Annotated in this window: 15 protein-coding genes; 12 read left to right on the top strand and 3 right to left on the bottom strand. The window is 42.4% G+C overall.

The window, feature by feature from the left end:
- Window positions 1-74: 74 nt before the first annotated feature.
- Window positions 75-491 carry an NAD-dependent epimerase/dehydratase family protein gene (locus V7K35_RS24205; protein WP_335082348.1) on the top strand — a complete coding sequence of 139 codons (417 nt, stop codon included), beginning with the start codon at window positions 75-77 and terminating at the stop codon, window positions 489-491.
- 68 nt (window positions 492-559) lie between these two features.
- On the opposite strand, the gene V7K35_RS24200 is transcribed toward V7K35_RS24205, so the two are convergent.
- Both V7K35_RS24200 and V7K35_RS24195 read right to left on the bottom strand, forming a co-directional pair.
- Window positions 560-1,216 (bottom strand): DUF1361 domain-containing protein, encoded by a 657-nt coding sequence (locus V7K35_RS24200; RefSeq protein ID WP_335082346.1) that lies wholly within the window; start codon window positions 1,214-1,216, stop codon window positions 560-562.
- A gap of 472 nt (window positions 1,217-1,688) precedes the next feature.
- Complete coding sequence (locus V7K35_RS24195) at window positions 1,689-2,165, bottom strand: hypothetical protein (RefSeq protein WP_335082344.1); 477 nt, start codon at window positions 2,163-2,165, stop codon at window positions 1,689-1,691.
- A 704-nt stretch (window positions 2,166-2,869) separates the two neighbouring features.
- On the opposite strand from V7K35_RS24195, the gene V7K35_RS24190 reads away from it, so the two are divergent.
- From V7K35_RS24190 to V7K35_RS24175, 4 genes are all read left to right on the top strand, one after another.
- Window positions 2,870-4,114, top strand: a complete 1,245-nt coding sequence (locus V7K35_RS24190; RefSeq protein ID WP_334797258.1) for a glycosyltransferase — start codon at window positions 2,870-2,872, stop codon at window positions 4,112-4,114.
- Between the two features lie 276 nt (window positions 4,115-4,390).
- Entirely contained in the window at window positions 4,391-6,088 is a 1,698-nt protein-coding gene (locus V7K35_RS24185) for a glycosyltransferase family 39 protein (protein ID WP_335082577.1), read from the top strand.
- 11 nt (window positions 6,089-6,099) lie between these two features.
- Window positions 6,100-6,438: a hypothetical protein gene (locus V7K35_RS24180; RefSeq protein WP_335082342.1), complete on the top strand. Its 339-nt coding sequence runs from the start codon at window positions 6,100-6,102 to the stop codon at window positions 6,436-6,438.
- 184 nt (window positions 6,439-6,622) lie between these two features.
- The gene (locus V7K35_RS24175) at window positions 6,623-9,151 is read left to right on the top strand and encodes a mannose-1-phosphate guanyltransferase (protein WP_335082575.1); all 2,529 of its coding nucleotides are present in this window, start codon (window positions 6,623-6,625) and stop codon (window positions 9,149-9,151) included.
- A gap of 49 nt (window positions 9,152-9,200) precedes the next feature.
- Here V7K35_RS24175 and V7K35_RS24170 read toward each other — a convergent pair whose 3' ends face one another.
- The gene (locus V7K35_RS24170) at window positions 9,201-9,383 is read right to left on the bottom strand and encodes a hypothetical protein (protein ID WP_335082340.1); all 183 of its coding nucleotides are present in this window, start codon (window positions 9,381-9,383) and stop codon (window positions 9,201-9,203) included.
- Window positions 9,384-10,430: 1,047 nt separating this feature from the next.
- Here V7K35_RS24170 and V7K35_RS24165 point away from each other — a divergent pair.
- The 7 genes from V7K35_RS24165 to V7K35_RS24135 all read left to right on the top strand — a co-directional run bounded on the left by V7K35_RS24165 (window position 10,431) and on the right by V7K35_RS24135 (window position 17,452).
- Window positions 10,431-11,462 carry a chlorophyll a/b binding light-harvesting protein gene (locus tag V7K35_RS24165; RefSeq protein ID WP_335082338.1) on the top strand — a complete coding sequence of 344 codons (1,032 nt, stop codon included), beginning with the start codon at window positions 10,431-10,433 and terminating at the stop codon, window positions 11,460-11,462.
- Between the two features lie 2 nt (window positions 11,463-11,464).
- Window positions 11,465-12,898 (top strand): chlorophyll a/b binding light-harvesting protein, encoded by a 1,434-nt coding sequence (locus V7K35_RS24160; protein ID WP_335082336.1) that lies wholly within the window; start codon window positions 11,465-11,467, stop codon window positions 12,896-12,898.
- Window positions 12,899-12,994: 96 nt separating this feature from the next.
- Window positions 12,995-13,507 carry a flavodoxin FldA gene (fldA, locus tag V7K35_RS24155; protein WP_335082334.1) on the top strand — a complete coding sequence of 171 codons (513 nt, stop codon included), beginning with the start codon at window positions 12,995-12,997 and terminating at the stop codon, window positions 13,505-13,507.
- 175 nt (window positions 13,508-13,682) lie between these two features.
- Complete coding sequence (locus V7K35_RS24150) at window positions 13,683-14,435, top strand: alpha/beta hydrolase (protein ID WP_335082332.1); 753 nt, start codon at window positions 13,683-13,685, stop codon at window positions 14,433-14,435.
- A 507-nt stretch (window positions 14,436-14,942) separates the two neighbouring features.
- Window positions 14,943-15,977, top strand: coding sequence for a chlorophyll a/b binding light-harvesting protein (locus V7K35_RS24145; protein ID WP_335082330.1), 1,035 nt, complete (start codon window positions 14,943-14,945; stop codon window positions 15,975-15,977).
- A 133-nt stretch (window positions 15,978-16,110) separates the two neighbouring features.
- The gene (locus V7K35_RS24140; protein ID WP_335082328.1) at window positions 16,111-17,079 is read left to right on the top strand and encodes a chlorophyll a/b binding light-harvesting protein; all 969 of its coding nucleotides are present in this window, start codon (window positions 16,111-16,113) and stop codon (window positions 17,077-17,079) included.
- A 97-nt stretch (window positions 17,080-17,176) separates the two neighbouring features.
- The gene (locus tag V7K35_RS24135) at window positions 17,177-17,452 is read left to right on the top strand and encodes a hypothetical protein (RefSeq protein WP_334811987.1); all 276 of its coding nucleotides are present in this window, start codon (window positions 17,177-17,179) and stop codon (window positions 17,450-17,452) included.
- Window positions 17,453-17,661 lie beyond the last annotated feature (209 nt).

The raw sequence follows: 17,661 nt of genomic DNA, 5'->3' as shown, positions 1-17,661 counted from the left end.
TGAAAGTATTATAGCGGTTCCCGACCTGGTGAGGTACGTTTTCAAAGCTACTAACCTTGGTAAACAAGATTTGGGTGTACCTCAGTTGCTTAGGAAACGCTATAGTTACTGGCAACGAAGGAATGATTGGTTCGGTTGTTGAAAAAGTTTTACGTGCTGACGGATGTGAAGTGATTGGCTTTGATATTGCAAATGGTCATAATATTCTGAATCCAAATGAAATTGGTTCGGCACTTAAAGGCTGCGATGCAGTTGTTCATCTTGCAGCGCTACTTGGACACTCTGAAGATGTGCCCGATGAAATAATGGCAGTCAATCTTCTCGGAACTTGGCATATTCTTTCAGCTGCGGCACAAGCAAAACTCAAACGTGTTGTTTTCTTTAGCAGTGTTGATGTATTAGGAATCAGATGGTGGCGGCGGTTGAAGTCCAACCGTTCGCTTCTAAGTTTATTTCACCTCCAAAATGGTTTAGTTGCATCTTTATTTTGACAGTAAATATTTCTCAGGATAATTACTAATTAAAACCGCAAATCTAAAAGTCCAAATTGTCACGAACATCAAACGTTTGGCGTGTTAGAGTTTGCGCGTCCTGAGTTGATCCCTATTCTACTATCTGGTTGGCTAAGACCTAAAGTTACTCGTTTCATAATCCAGTACAAACTGGCAAGTACCACAAAGGTGATAACAATAATTACTAGGGGCTGTTTCCCAAGAATTTCTTCTACTCCTTTAGTTACTACGGCATCGGGTTGAGTAATAAAATCCCAACTGTTGAAACGCAAAAATCGCCCCCAATAAACACCAACAGCGCAGAGAAAATGTGTGATCAACTCAAAGCGCCAAATCCACTGGCTTTTGCCAATGCGATGTAAGTAGTAACCCCAATTAATTAACGAGATTACATAAGCTTCAAATCCACCTAAAATTACTAATAAATATACAGGAATGAGTACCAAAGTAATCATCCAAATCGATTGAATCGTGCGGATATCGTCTATCAGGTGAATTACATCAGTCAACAAATACGGTGCATTCGGTAAGAAAGCATAGAAAACTAAGAATCCCAGCCACCAAAGCCAAGAGCCACCACGCCGAAAGCGAAATAACCATATACTCAAAGCTAAAGGTATAAAAGCCAGAAATAAATTCCAAGTCATCCAACTCATATTAATTCGCAAGACCTGCACAACTCTGGCTATCAATTCTTCTTTCATAGGTGCTAACTCAGAAGACGTTTGATTGATCTAGATTCACTCTGTAGTGTTAGTATTAACCTCAGTGATTGACTGATGAAATTTTTCTACCCCCAGGAAATTTATTTCCTCCAAGACCAGACAAGGCTTTTGTGTCATTTGAAAGAAAATGCACACTGATATGATATATGTATGAAATTTCGAGTTTTTATATCTTTCATATTGGGGATGAAATTTATCAATCAATCAGCTTAAATCACTAGTATAGCCAGAAAAATCATCATGGTAAAATTTACCACAGAAAGAAAGTCTGAGCTACAAAAACGCCGCCGAATAACTGACTGTGAACTCTTTTTATGGGAATGTTGCCTCTGTCCTGGCTTATTGATTTTATTTTGCCTTATTCGAGTTCCAGAAGCATCCTAAAGCTTTTGCCAAGAGACCGAGAATAATCGTGTAATCCCTTGAGAACTAACGAATTCACCAAATTGGATTATTCTGGCTGGCTACAATACTTATTCATTTCATTCACTAAGGTATCGGACTGCTTGCCAACAGTTGTAGCTGCTGTGAGTGCTGAATCAATTTCGGCTCTCGCCTTTTCAATTTTTTCTCTACCCGATGCTGAGGCTTCTGCTGTTTTGGTTGCACCAAGTGCCCTAGCTGCTTTGGCGACCGCTTGACTGAGATTCTGAAAAATTTTGACAAAACTGCTTTGAAATTCTTTCAGCTTGGGGTCTGTTAACTTCAGTTCCCCAATCGATTTAGTTACAAATTCTAAATCTTTAGACAGTTGTAAGCTGGTGATCACTTGGGTTCCTTTATTTTTATCAATCAAAGAAGTTCCAGCATTCACAACTCGAATCAGTCGCTGGCACTGGGAGACTTTATTTCCGTTGCAACTAGTAATGAACAAAGCAATGCTCAGGCTAACAAAAGCAATAACAGTATATTTATGTGAAATAGACATTAACACCCCAACAACAATAAAACCCAGAATATAGTATCCAGAATTATGAATAAAAAAGTAACTAAGTAGACGGATTAGGCACTTGTACTGAGCGAAGCCGTAAAGCCTGCGGCATAGCTACGCCCTAAGCGCCAGCCTCTCCAAGAGTTGTATTGGGCATAAGTTATTTCCCTTATCAAGTGCCTAAAATCACGGGTAAACACTTTTAAAATAACCTCTTAATAGGGGTGCAAAGCCTTATGCCCCAAAAGTGCGAGTTTTTTAGTGATTTCACCTACTACTTACTACATTTTCCATTTAGTCGCAATCACTACTTTATATTTATTTCTCTATTTTCTCACTAATGATTTTGGATTGGTATATTAGCCTTACTAAATACTAAAAAATCTTCACATAGTCTTGATAAAGAGTATATTTGTTGACTTGGGTGACTTAATGGTACAGTATTAATTAGTTTTTTGTATAAAAAGAATCTATAAAAACTGGATACTACTATGAAAACGAGTGGTTAAATTTAAAGTTTAGATGAAGTTTAGGTAAATATTTTGAATTGAGGTACGGGAATTACTAAACTTTTTAAAACAGCTAACTGTAACAAAAGTATTCATTAAATTTTGACTAACCAGGTTTAGTCAAGAAAGCCAGCAGATGTTTGGCTTGATTTCCCTCGGTCTTTACACATCCTCGTTCTGTAATGTGAAATTATGAAGACAAACTCATCCAACTCGTTGTTAACAGTACCAACTGGCCCACTAAAGATTTTAGAGTTGCCCCCTAACGGTGTGAGTACAAGTAGTGAATCTACCCATCTTTCCCTAGTAATTCCTACTTACAAAGAGCGTGATAACATTAAGAATGTAGTCAGCATATTGAGTCAGTTACTGGATGAATCTATTCCAGGAAAGTATGAATTGATTGTGGTAGACGATGATAGCCCAGATCGAACTTGGGAAGTAGCAGAATCCTTGACGAAAGAATACCCACAGTTGCGGGTGATGCGACGCCAACAGGAACGGGGGCTGTCCTCAGCAGTGATTCGTGGGTGGCAAGCAGCTACGGGGAGTGTGTTGGGGGTGATTGATGGGGATTTGCAGCATCCACCAGAGGTGCTGATGCAACTGTTGCGTAGTATTGAGCAGGGAGCAGATATTGCAGTAGCTAGCCGTCATGTAGAAGGAGGCGGTGTAAGTAGCTGGAGTGTTGTCAGGCGTTTCTTGTCTCGTGGCGCTCAGTTGTTAGGCTTAGTGATTTTACCAGGGGTACTGGGCAGAGTTTCCGATCCCATGAGTGGTTATTTTATGGTGCGTCGGAGTGCGATCGCCAATGCAACACTCAATCCAGTCGGATACAAAATTCTTCTAGAAGTAATCGGGCGGGGAAAAGTAGACCAAGTTGCCGAAGTTGGGTATGTGTTCTGCGAACGCAAAGAGGGTGAGAGTAAGGTGACATGGAAGCAATATATAGATTACATCCACCACTTAGTGCGGTTGCGGCTTTCCACAGGGCGAGTTGGACGATTGAGTAGAAAAGTCAATTTCCCCGTTGGTCGATTTCTCCGCTTTGGGTTGGTTGGCTTTAGTGGGGTATTTATAGATATGGCAGTGCTTTACTTACTCAGCGATCCGACTACCTTGGCTTGGCCACTGACACGCAGCAAAATTATTGCTGGTGAAATTGCGATTTTAAATAATTTCTTCTGGAATGACGCTTGGACATTTGCTGATGTCAGCGCCAGACAGCAAGAATGGCAGCAACGCCTGAAGCGGTTTGTCAAATTCAACGCTATCTGCCTTGCTGGACTTGTATTGAATGTGCTGATATTAAATTTGGTATTCAATTTTCTCATTCCTAACCGCTACATTGCCAACTTTATTGCGATCGCAGTTGCTACCATCTGGAATTTTTGGATTAATTTAAAACTTAGCTGGCGCGTCACCGACGTGAAATAATCACAACGAGGGATTTGAGATTTTGATTTTTGTTTTTAGATAGAACGAACTTAAATCTCAAACGTCAAATCTACAAATCCATTCCTGTGAGGACCAGCAATGAGAGTTTTTTTCCAAGGTGCATTTGATTTTTACAGAAAAATTATCTCGTTGCTACCTGCCTATGCTACCCATTTCCTGTCTCTGGCAGATACAAACTCTGGCTTACAACACAAGCATTGGCATCATTGGCAGACTCGCCTCCCTCCTTCCTGGCTTCACCCCTTGCTGAACTTGATGTGGTTGCTCATCGGCATCAACTTGCGCCTAGCCAACTTGACTGCAAAGCCTCCTTGGACTGATGAGTTTTCCACCCTGGTGTTTAGCTTGGGGAATACTTTTTTATCAATACCCCTAGATCAAGCGATCACACCTGATATCCTATTGCAACCACTGCAACCAAACCCAGCAGCTAGTATTGGTGATGTCATTCATAACTTAGTTACACAAGATAACCATCCACCACTGTATTTTATGCTGGCTTACTTGTGGATGAAATTATTTAAGAGCGAAGGAGGATTAGTATCGCTGTTTGCTGCGCGATCGCTACCAGCTATAATCGGTGCTGCCTCCATTCCATGTATTTACATATTAGGTAGGCTAGCGTTTCGTTCGCCATTAGTGGGACACTTGGCTGCTGCCATGATGGCAGTATCACCCTACGGCGTCTTTTTAGCACAAGAAGCACGCCAATACACTTTGGCAGCTTTATGGGTAACTGCTTCCCTTACCTGCTTAGTAATTACCACCCGTCATATTCAAAACCGCACACCTTTACCCATCTGGATAGCACTTCTTTGGGTAGGAATTAATGCTTTAGGTGTTGCTACTCATTACTTCTTCACTCTCACCCTCTGCACAGAAGGTGTAGTTTTGATTTTTCTTGCTTGGCATCAATTGCAGACTAGCAGCAAATTTTCTCTTTTATTCTCTCCTCCTTGGCGGCGCATCTATGCCGTTGCTACAGGTACAATTGTTGCGAGTTTAATTTGGCTACCAATCTTTTTAGAAAATAGAAATCGTGAGAATTTGACCGAGTGGATTCGAGGTTCTCGCGTCGGACTAGATTGGTTCAGCCCAATTTTTCAAGCTTTAGGAACATTGATTGCAATGATTTCCCTCCTGCCAGTTGAATCTTCACAGATATTGGTTGTGATTCCTTCTGGACTGGTAATGTTGACTTTCTTTATTTGGGCAGTGCCAATTTTACTGCGTGGGATCAAGATTCAACTACAGCAATCAAAAAGCCGAATTATGATTCAGGTGTTTGCTGGAGTCGTTATCAGTGCGATCGCTTTATTCTTTATTTTTACGTACTTTTTGGGGATTGACTTGACCAGGGGTGCTCGCTATAACTTTGTTTACTTTCCCGCCATTGTTATTTTACTAGGGGCAAGTCTGGCAGTGTGTTGGCATCCTCCCAAGGAATTGATGGAAAGAGAACAAGGGAAAAATGGCATAAAAAGCATAGGTAAATGGGGAATAAATGGGAAAAAAGCCGTGATGTTAATTTGGTTAATGGGATTTTTTAGTGCAGTAACAGTATTCTGCAATCTCGGCTATCAAAAATATTATCGCCCTGACCTTTTTGTGCAACTAATCCAACAAATATCCCCAGTGCCAGTACTGATTGCCACTACCCACAAAACTTATGTACACACTGGGGAAATGATGGGGGTAGCTAGGGAGATTAAACTTGCCAATTTACCTCAAAAACCTTTGTTTCTTCTTGCCCATCAAGACCAAAACCCAAATACTTCCACCATTGCTCTGGAAAATACTTTAAAGAAATTACCACGACCTTTTGACTTGTGGCTGGTAAACTTTCACGCACCCATAGCAGAAACCGTAAAAACATGCGTTAAGTCTGACACTCAATCTTTGCCAAACATAAACGGCTACGAATATGAACTTTATCATTGCCAGCAGAGTTAATAAGCTGGGGAATGGGGGATGAGGGAGCAGAGGAGAAGTTAGAACTGGATTCATCCACCTTTGATACTCGTTCATCCACCTTTGATACGCGTTCATCCACCTTTGATACGCGTTCATCCACCTTTGATACGCGTTCATCCACCTTTGATACTCGTTCATCCACCTTTGATACTCGTTCATCCACCTTTGATACGCGTTCATCCACCTTTGATACTCGTTCATCCACCTTTGACACTCGTTCATCCACCTTTGATACTCGTTCATCCACCTCAGAACCTCAAAGCTTCCAATGCCCCATGCCCGATACAACTCTTAGAGAGGCTGCGCCAATGGCTTTGCCCAACTCTTAGAGAGGCTACACCAACGGCTACGCTCAGGACAAGCTCAGTACAAGTGCCCAATGCCCCAATCTACATGCATCTTGTGGAAGTTCGTCAAATATCAAGATCCATAGCAAACTAAAGAAGGAAGAACAAAACATATCTCATGGCTCTTGAAGCAGCGAAGGCTGTAAATAGCGAACAAGGAGGATTTATGCGTGCAGTACTGATGGCAGGCGGTTCGGGAACGCGGCTTCGCCCGTTAACTTGCGATCTCCCCAAACCGATGGTGCCCATTCTAAATCGACCAATTGCCGAACATATTATCAATCTTCTCAAACGACATCAAATTACAGAAGTTATAGCAACATTGCATTATTTACCTGATGTCTTGCGAGACTACTTTCTAGATGGCAGCGATTTTGGTGTCCAGATGACTTATGCTGTCGAAGAAGATCAGCCTTTAGGTACAGCAGGCTGTGTGAAAAACATTGCCGAACTCCTTGATGAAACCTTTTTAGTCATTAGCGGTGATAGCATAACAGATTTTGACCTTACGGCAGCGATCGCATTTCACAAACAAAAAAAGTCAAAAGCTACTTTGATTTTAACCAGAGTTCCTAACCCAATTGAATTTGGGGTGGTGATTACCGATGAGGAAGCACGGATTCGGCGATTTTTAGAAAAACCCTCTAGTAGTGAAATTTTTTCCGATACCGTCAACACTGGCACTTACATTCTCGAACCAGAAGTTTTGGAATATATGCCAGCAAACACTGAGTCTGACTTTTCCAAAGACTTATTTCCCTTACTACTAGCAAAAGATCAGCCAATGTATGGTTACATTGCTCAAGGTTACTGGTGTGATGTTGGTCACTTAGATGCCTATCGTGAGGCTCAGTATGACGCCTTAGATCAGAAAGTGCAACTAGATTGTGCCTATAAAGAAGTTTCCCCTAAATTATGGGTGGGTCAAAATACTTACATCGACCAAACGGCTGTAATTCAAACCCCAGCAGTGATTGGTGATAATTGCCGCATCGGGGCAAGAGTACAGATTGAGGCAGGAACCGTAATTGGTGATAATGTCACTATTGGTGCTGATGCGAATCTTAAACGTCCCATAGTCTGGAATGGGGCATTCATTGGCGAAGAAGCAGCTCTTTCAGCCTGTGTAATTTCCCGTGGGACTCGTGTAGACCGCCGCGCTCAAGTATTAGAAGCTGCTGTTGTCGGTTCACTTTCTACGGTGGGAGAAGAAGCCCAAATTAGCCCCGGCGTGCGCGTTTGGCCCAGTAAAAAGATTGAGTCAGGGGCAATTTTAAACATTAACTTGATTTGGGGAAACACCGCTCAACGGAATTTATTTGGGCAACGTGGTGTGCAAGGATTGGCTAATATCGACCTCACCCCAGAATTTGCCGTGAAATTGGGAGCTGCTTACGGTTCTACTTTGAAACCTGGTTCTAAGGTAACGGTTTCTCGTGACCAGCGTAATGTCTCTCGGATGGTGACGCGATCGCTGATTGCTGGTTTAATGTCAGTAGGTATTGATATTCAAAACCTTGATGCTACAGCTATCCCCATCACCCGCACGATTATACCCACAATGTCAGTAGCTGGTGGTATCCATGTGCGGGTACACCCCGATCGCCCTGACTACATTTTGATTGAATTCATGGATGCTAAGGGCATTAATATCTCCAAAGCCCTAGAAAAGAAAATTGAAGGGGCTTACTTTAAGGAGGATATGCGACGGGCGCTAATTCATGAAATTGGCGATGTATCTTACCCCAGCCAAGTCATTGACCGTTACTGTACAGCCTTTGAGAAGCTTTTACATGTTCATACACTCCGCAACAGTCGGGCTAAAGTGGTGATTGATTATGTTTATGCCGTATCGGGGGCAGTTTTACCCCAAATGTTAGATAAATTTGGTGCTGATGCGGTAGTACTGAATGCCAGTGTGAATAAAACGGCGATGTCAGTAACTGACCGAGAAGGACTGCTGACTCAGTTAGGTCATGTAGTCGAGGCATTGAAAGCTAACTTTGGTGTGCAAGTCACGGCTAATGGAGAACAGCTGATTTTAGTTGATGAATCAGGCTACCCAATTCGTGGGGAAACTTTAACAGCACTGATGGTAGACATGATTCTGACGGCTAACCCCAGAGGAACAGTAGTAGTGCCAGTTCATGCTTCCAGTGCTATTGAACAAGTCGCCCGTCGCCACGATGGCAGAGTGATTCGCACCAAAGCTAACCCTACAGCTTTGATGGAAGCTTGTCAGAAAAATCCGAATGTGGTCTTAGGAGGTAGTGGAGAAACTGGTTTTATTTTCCCGCAACTGCATCCAGGATTTGATTCCATGTTCTGCATTGCCAAGATAATTGAGATGTTGACTATCCAGGAGCGATCGCTCGCTGCTGCGCGGTCAGAATTGCCCCGTGTAATTCATAAAACTTATACAATCCGTTGCCCGTGGACAGCCAAGGGTGCTTTGATGCGTTACTTAGTGGAAACTCACCCAGCCCAAAACTTAGAACTCATCGATGGAGTGAAAATTTGTCAACCCTACGATGACAGTTGGCTGTTAGTTTTACCAGATGCCAGCGAACCACTGGTGCATTTGTATGCAAATAGCAACGATCGCGATTGGGTAGATGAGACTGTAAGAAATTACCGCACCCGTGTTCAAGCGTTTGTGGAAAGACAACAAGAATATCAACCTGCCGAAGTCTAATTTGTAATTTGTAATTCGTAATTAAATTTTTTAATTACGAATTCCGAATCTACTTTGTAGGAGCAATTACAGGGTCGTAGTTAGAATGGAATGCCGATGCAGGAGCATCAATATCAGTGCTTAGACTTTCACCAGTTTCAGCATCAAAAAAAGCTGTTACTGTTGCACGGTCATAGCTACCAACCCGAATTTTAAAGCCTTGTGGAAAGTCTAAAAATAAATCCAACACCAAAAACTAACTTCTTCATATTTCACTCATTGACAGTTATTGCCTTGTTCCCAGTCTGAGACTGGGAATACCAGTTCGGAGGCTCCGCCTCCCTCTCTTGGTGGCAGAGCCGCCAGGGTACGCATTTCCAGCCAGAGACTGGAATACGAGATTTTACGAGGTTTATAAGTTTAAGTTGACACTAATAAGCATTGCTATGCCCCTACGATAAATCTATATGTATCAGGGTTTGTATGAAACGGTATCAGAGGAGTTAAAAATTATCATCGACGGCATTCTGGTAAATTTCTTTTAGCGTAATTGCAATCAAAATCAATTAAAGCTTCCCTACTAGAGGTGAATGTTCTAGTTGTGGAGTATGCGTCACTGTTTGGACTTGCTTCAGATGACCAAATTTTCAAATAGTAATGATTATTATCATCGCTAGACCATAATTCATAACGGTAATTACCTCCTGAACCCTGACTGGTTAAATAGTCAGCTAGTACTTTATTTGATGCAGACAACAAGCTCAATACAGTCAAAACCGGAATTACAGCTACTTTTAGTATTTGGATTAATTTCATAAATGCACAAAAAAGTTACTTTCTCTAGCTTCCTTTACCGATGTACTTTTTGAAACTAGTAATCATTCGGAATATTGTGTGAGGATATCGTAAGGTACTTTTGAAGAAGAATTCAGAAGTCAGAATCAATCAGTGGGGGATTCAGACCCACCACTGTCTTGTTGACCACCAAATTTTCAATTTGGTGAGGGTTTTAAACCCGATTATTCATCCGCCAGTCGCACAAAATTCATTCTGAATTCTGGCTCCTAACTCCTGAATTCTTTTTTGATAAGAAGTTGTCTTGTAGCCTACTCCTTCTTGAGGTGGAATGAACCGTCGCCCGCCTTTTCAGTTTGTTTCTGAAATCCTTCATAAAACTTTACTTAAATCAAATGATAAATTTTTGCAATTACTCTGGTAGTATATCCTCATGCTTCTTGAGATAGATATTCATTAAGCTAATAGTTGAAGTTATTTGCAAACTTTCTCAGGAGATAACGCCATGACAAGCGTGGCTGTTCAAAAACCGGAGTCAATTCCCTGGTGGGCAGGGAACGCCCGGTTAACCAACCTCTCAGGTAAGCTTTTGGGCGCTCACGTTGCTCATGCGGGGTTAATTGTTCTCTGGGCTGGTGCAACAACCCTTTTTGAACTTGCCCACTTCAACAGAGCGCAACCAATGTACGAACAGGGCTTAATTCTATTGCCCCATCTTGCAACCCTTGGTTGGGGTGTTGGAAGTGGTGGACAGATAGTAGATACCTATCCTTACTTCGTCGTTGGAGTATTGCACCTAATTAGCTCCGCCTTCCTGGGATTTGGCGGTATCTTTCATGCCCTACGTGGGCCTGCCATCTTAGAAGAGAGATTTTCCTTCTTTGGCTATCGCTGGGAAGATGCTAATAAAATGACCACTATTCTGGGTATTCACCTAGTGTTACTGGGTCTGGGAGCCGGGTTATTGGTTGCCAAAGCCATGTTCTTTGGCGGCTTGTACGATTCTACGGTGGGTGAGGTGCGCGTAGTTTCTAGCCCTACTTTGAACTCTGTCGTCATTTTTGGCTACTTATTTGGTGGCGGTGGCAAACACTGGATTGCTGGAGTCAACAACCTGGAAGACTTGGTTGGTGGTCATATTTGGGTGAGCATTCTCTGCATTGCTGGCGGTATCTGGCACATTACCACTCAACCTTTTGGCTGGACAAAGCAGCTGTTTATCTGGTCAGGAGAAGCATACCTTTCTTACAGCTTGGGTGCTTTAGCTCTAATGGGTTTTATTGCCGCTTATTTTGTCTCTGTTAACACATTAGCTTACCCACCGGAATTTTATGGGCCAGCCTTGAGTATTGGGTTTGACCGTTTTCCTTACTTCCAGAGTGGAAATTTTCTATCCTCTCGCGTTTGGCTGGCGAATGCTCATTTTTGGCTAGGTTTCTTCTTTCTTCAAGGGCATCTCTGGCACGCTTTACGCGCTGCTGGATTTGACTTTGGCGCTTGGAGAGTCGTCCGTTCAACTCGTGGGGAGGCAATCTAACAATGGCAACTGCAACCATAATTCCGCAGGAATCCGGTTGGTGGGCTGGCAATGCCCGATTCATTAACCTATCGGGTAAGCTTTTGGGCGCTCATGTTGCTCATGCTGGGTTGATTGTCCTTTGGGCAGGAGGAATGACCTTATTTGAAATCACTAAATACGACCTCTCCCGACCGATGTATGAGCAGGGATTAATTTTGCTGCCCCATCTGGCAACTTTAGGATTTGGTGTTGGCGACGGCGGTCAAATTGTTGATACCTATCCTTATGTTGTAATTGGTGTTTTACATCTAATTAGTTCTGCTGTACTAGGTGCTGGTGGCATTTACCATGCTGTTCTAGGCCCAGCAATGTTGGATGATAACCCGTCTTTCCCTGGCTTGTTTGGCTACAACTGGAAAGATGAAGACAAGATGACCACGATCATCGGCATTCATTTGCTGTTGTTGGGGTTCGGGGCTTGGTTGTTGGTGGCAAAGGCGCTGTTTTGGGGTGGTCTTTATGATCCAGCAGTAGCATCTGTACGAGTGATTACTGAACCGACTATTAACCCAGGTCGCATCTTTGGCTATCTCTTCGGTGCTTTTGGCAAACAGGGAATGGCAGCAGTTAATAACCTAGAAGATGTCATCGGTGGACATATCTGGGTAGGAATACTCTGCATTGTCGGGGGATTTTGGCACATTCTCACTAAGCCTTTTAGTTGGGCGAAAAAGGTACTATTTTGGTCTGGTGAGGCTTACCTATCCTATAGCCTGGGCGCTCTGGCTTACATGGGTTTGTTGGCAGCATATTTTGTAACGGTGAATGATACCGTTTATCCCACAGTGTTCTATGGCCCGTTAGGACTGAGTACTACTGCATCGGGAGTGATTACATCTCGTACTTGGCTAGCAACCACTCACTTTGCTTTGGCAGTTGTCTTTTTAGCTGGTCATATCTGGCACGCCTTGAGGGTGCGTGTCATAGCGGCTGGACTTGATTTTGAGCAGGGAGTTATCAATCCTGCGGGGAGTCCTGAAATCGGGAATTTCGACACCCCGGTGAATGCTTCTGATATCACCCTGAAGTTGTTGGCAAATCTTCCTATTTACCGTCAAGGCTTGTCTCCCTTTTCACGGGGGCTGGAAATTGGTATGGCGCACGGCTATTTCTTGATTGGCCCGTTCGTAAAACTAGGCCCACTGCGGGATACGGAATTGGCAAATCTAGCAGGGCTACTTGCGACAATTGGTCTAGTATTGATTTTGTCTATTTGCTTGTGGTTGTATGGTAGTGTGTCATTTCAAAAACGCAAACCGGCTCAAGGGGAACTACCGGAAAACATGAAAACGGCTAAGTCTTGGAGCGAGTTTAATGCTGGCTGGACAGTGGGTAGCTGCGGAGGAGCTTTGTTTGCCTTCCTGCTGTTAAGCAATAGCAGTTTGTTTTTCTAAGTTGTATCAACTTGTTTGAGGTTTACGTAGAGGACGAATGGCTATTGTTGCATAAGTCCTTTTGAACACACAATTATCTATTTATCAGGTGTCAATATGTCGAAAAAAATTGGTTTGTTTTACGGTACTCAAACTGGCAACACTGAATCTGATGCCGAAAAAATTCGGGATGAGTTTGGTGGTGATGTTGTAACATTACATCCCATTTACGAAGCAGATACTAGCACTTTTGATGAGTATGAATTGCTGATTATTGGCTCTCCCACTTGGGATATTGGTCAACTTCAGAGCGATTGGGAAGGCTTTTTCTCTGATCTGGATGATATAGATTTTAGTGGTAAGCGGGTCGCGTATTTTGGTGATGGAGACCAATATGGCTATAGCGATAACTTCCAAGATGCAATAGGAATTCTGGAAGAAAAAATTTCCAAACGGGGCGGTAAAACTGTTGGCTACTGGCCAACTGAGGGGTATGAATTTGATCAATCTAGAGCTTTGAAAAATGGCAAGTTTGTCGGATTGGCACTTGATCAAGGTAGTCAATCTGAGTTAACAGACGAGCGAATTAAAACTTGGGTTGCTCAGTTGAAAACAGAATTTGGTTTGTAGAAAGTCAACTTAAGCCTTGGTGAATGGAATACGCGGCTACACAAACAGGAACTACACCTGCGTGAGCTAGAAAATCAAGGTTTTTTAACCCGTGCAGATGGGTAGAGCCTAGTGTAGACGCGTTTTCTAATCGCTCTTATAGCTGAAATTGATAATTCAGAAGTTATAGGTATTTATGTCTGATTCATTTGATGTTCTGTGGTTAAATGCTAGTCCTATTTTGAAGCGTTTTGATGAACCATTACTTAAATACTTATCTGGGTATATAAGCGTCGCCCAGTGGGAATACCATCAAACCAAAGATGAAGCCAGTTCCATAGATCAAGCTGTGGAATTAGTGGATGAATTTTTAGAATGCCGCGATCGCCCTGTGCATCTGGCAGGTCATAGTATAGGTGGTGCGATCGCTTTAAGCTATGCTCGTCGATTTCCTCAAAAAGTGCGATCGCTCACTCTGCTGGCTGTAGCTGCTCAACCTGCAAACAATTGGCACGCTCACTATTACTTTCAACGACAACTTTTTCAGATCAGCCGTGAACTAGTTTTGGCAAGCAGCGTTCGCAGTCTTTTTGGAAATCAATCACCTCATACCACTAAAAAGTTAGTAGCTGCCTTAGATAAAGATTTAGAACAATCTCCCTCGTCACACTCTTTGTTTAAGTTGGTTTATTTACCCAAGGGTGGAGTTTCTATGCCAATGATGGTATGTGGTAGCAAGAGTGATCCAGTAGTCAATCCACCTGCATTGCATGACTGGCTGAATTGGTTCAAGCCAGAAGATAAACTGTGGGAATGCCCAGAAGGGTATCATTTTTTTCACTACTTCTATCCGGAACAGGTTGGCAAACAGATTTTAAGTTTTTGGGAATGCCACCATCCGCATCCACTAGAAGCATCTGCACTATCCCTAAGCACTTCTACAAATTAGCAATAAAATTTTGCTTAAAAAGGCTTGCTCTAATTCCCTCCTTTTTAAGGGGGGTTAAGGAGGATTAAGTCTTAACCCAAGCGGATTGAATTATAAGTGTTCATCCAAACTTGATATCAGCTTCAGAAAAAACTGCTAGCAAAAACTGATATTTGCTTGCAGCCAAGAGTAGTTACTATTGTCGCTTTGCTTGTGGTGTCTATTTTTCCTCCGGTTTTGATGATTACATTTTGTAAAGATATAGCCTAAATAAGAATTAGTTTCAATAAACTAAATTTGTAATCTCAATAATTGGTAATTAGCTTCAATAAGTAGAGCATGTGGCAAGAAGTGCTGACCACAATCGGTAACGCTTATGGTGAATTGGAAGAAGCTTTCCTCCTTTAGATAAAAGCTTCAATTCTACACATGTACTAGCTGATTTGTTGGACTTACGCGACATTTCACTGCTGAAATAAGAACTAATTAATTGAGTATTATTAGCAACAATTACTAATCGGCTTAACAATGCAGACATACGGCAATCCCAACGTCAAATTTGATTGGTGGAATGGTAACGCCCGCTTCGCCAACCACTCTGGCTTATTTATCGGCGCTCATGTGGCACAAGCAGCGCTGACGACGCTCTGGGCTGGGGCGTTTACATGGTTTGAACTCTCTCGCTTCAATCCCCAAGTGCCTATGGGCGAACAGGGGCTGATTTTGCTTCCCCACTTAGCCACCTTAGGTTTTGGTGTCGGCGCAGGTGGTCAGGTAGTCGATACTTACCCTTATTTCGTTATCGGCGCTTTACACTTAATCTCCTCTGCTGTGCTTGGTGCAGGGGCACTTTTCCACACCTTCAAAGGTCCAAAAAACTTAAAAGACGCCACTGGTCGCGCTCGGAAATTTCATTTTGCATGGGACGACCCGAAAAAACTTGGGTTTATCTTAGGACATCACCTGATTTTCTTGGGAGTAGGTGCTTTACTCCTGGTAGGAAAAGCGATGTTCTGGGGAGGACTGTACGACTCGACAATTCACGATGTCCGAGTTGTCACCGACCCCACCCTCAACCCCTTGGTCATTTATGGCTATCAAACTCACTTTGCCAGTGTTAACAACTTAGAAGATTTAGTCGGCGGTCATATCTATGTAGGCTTGTTACTCATTGGCGGCGGTATTTGGCACATCCTCATAGAGCCTTTACCTTGGGCGAAAAAGCTTTTAATTTTCTCCGGTGAAGCCATCCTTTCCTACTCTTTAGGCGGTATTGCCTTAGCAGGATTTGTTGCAGCTTACTTCTGTGCAGTGAATACTTTAGCTTATCCCGTGGAATTTTATGGCCCTATTTTGGAACTAAAACTCGGAGTTAGTCCTTATTTTGCCGACAGCATTAAGTTAGCTAACGGTGGTTACACTTCCAGAGCATGGTTAGCAAATGCCCATTTCTTCTTAGCTTTCTTCTTCTTGCAAGGTCATCTGTGGCACGCCCTACGAGCAATTGGCGTTGACTTTAGCCAAATTGAAAGGGCAATAAATGCCATAGGTAGCGAATCGTAACAAGTGCTGAGTTAGGAGTTAGGAGAGACGCGATTAATCGCGTCTGTACAGGAGTTAGAAGTTAGAAATTCCTCCCCCACTCCCTACTCCCTACTCCCCACTCCCCACTCCCGACTTTTAAAGGTATTTAACTATGACAATTACAACTGATAGAACCTTAGCAGAAGACACAAATTTATCGTGGTTAGTGGGTAATGCCCGTTTAATTGATTTATCTGGTCAATTATTAGGCGCTCACGTTGCTCATGCAGGCTTAATTATGTTTTGGGCGGGAGCAATAACAATATCGGAAGTTACACGCTTTGTTCCTAGCGTACCAATGTATGAACAGGGATTGACTTTGTTACCCCACTTAGCAACTTTGGGTTGGGGTGTAGGTGCTGGAGGTGAAGTAGTCGATACCTATCCCTATTTTGTAATTGGCATTTTGCATTTAGTTGCATCTGCTGTGTTGGGTGCAGGTGGACTTTTTCATGTTTTTCGTGGTCCGGCAATTTTATATAATGCCGGTGGACAAGCGGCGAAATTTCACTATGAATGGAATGACCCCAAGCAATTGGGTTTGATTTTAGGTCATCACCTAATTATTCTGGGTTTGGGAGCATTTTTGCTAGTGCTAAAGGCGACGATTTTTGGCGGAATTTATGACACTAATTTGGGAAATGTCCGCCTAATTAGCAATCCTAATTTAAACCCAGTGACAATTTTTGGTTATTTAGTTGGTTTGAAAGATGGTAGCTGGACTCCTTTAGGGATGGCAAGTGTTGACAACTTAGAAGATGTCATTGGTGGTCATATTTGGGTTGGCTTCATCTTAATTTCTGGTGGCGCATGGCATATTCTTGTGCAGCCTTTTGCATGGGTAAGACGAATTTTACCAATTGAAAATAGTGAAGAAATTCTTTCTTACAGCTTGCTGGGTTTAGCTTTGATGGCTTGGATTTCTGCCGTATTCGTGGGATATAACACGACAGTTTATCCAAGAGAGTTTTACGGTTATGAACGTCTGGGATTGGCAGATATTCAGTTTTTCCTTGGTGTAACGGCCTTCTTAGGTTATGTTTGGCACTATTGGCGATCGTCACATCAAGCTAATAGTTAATTAAGTTTCGCTCAACCCTAGCTAAATAAAGTCCTATGCCTGCGGTTAACAGCAGTGGACTGCGGGCATTTTTTTGGAATTTTTAGGAGGATAACTAATGTTAACTATGATTTTGTGCGCCTTTTGCACTTGGACAATAATGATTCTATTTATTGGTAGTGTCTGGTTAACGCTAAAAAAAGGGATAATTCATTTAAAAACGCTGCATGAAATTCCCTGTTCTGGTTGCGAATATTTCACCAACGACTACCGCCTCAAATGTACTGTACACCCAAAAAAAGCTTGTTCTGAGGAAGCGATCGCCTGTATTGATTTTGAGCCGAAAACTTCTGCCTGTAATGCTTGCCAAAAGGGACGACGAAAGCTTTGTTAAATTTATTTGATTAATTGTTATGTAAGATGCAAGAGTGCGATCGCCTTTAGTGTTGGTGCTGCGATCGCTACTTTACAGTTAAAAGCACTTTTTTACCAAATTGATTAATAAACTATTTTTACTAAAAATTAAGAATTTTAAACTTTTTTCTTAAAGTAAAATTTTGGTACGTTTATACTATATTATTCACCAGATAAGCATAAGTCTTC

This window comes from Nostoc sp. (assembly GCF_036917275.1).
Taxonomy (GTDB): Bacteria; Cyanobacteriota; Cyanobacteriia; order Cyanobacteriales; family Nostocaceae; genus Nostoc.
The sequence above is the reverse complement of the archived record's forward strand: the minus strand, read 5'-3'. Positions and strand labels throughout refer to the sequence as shown.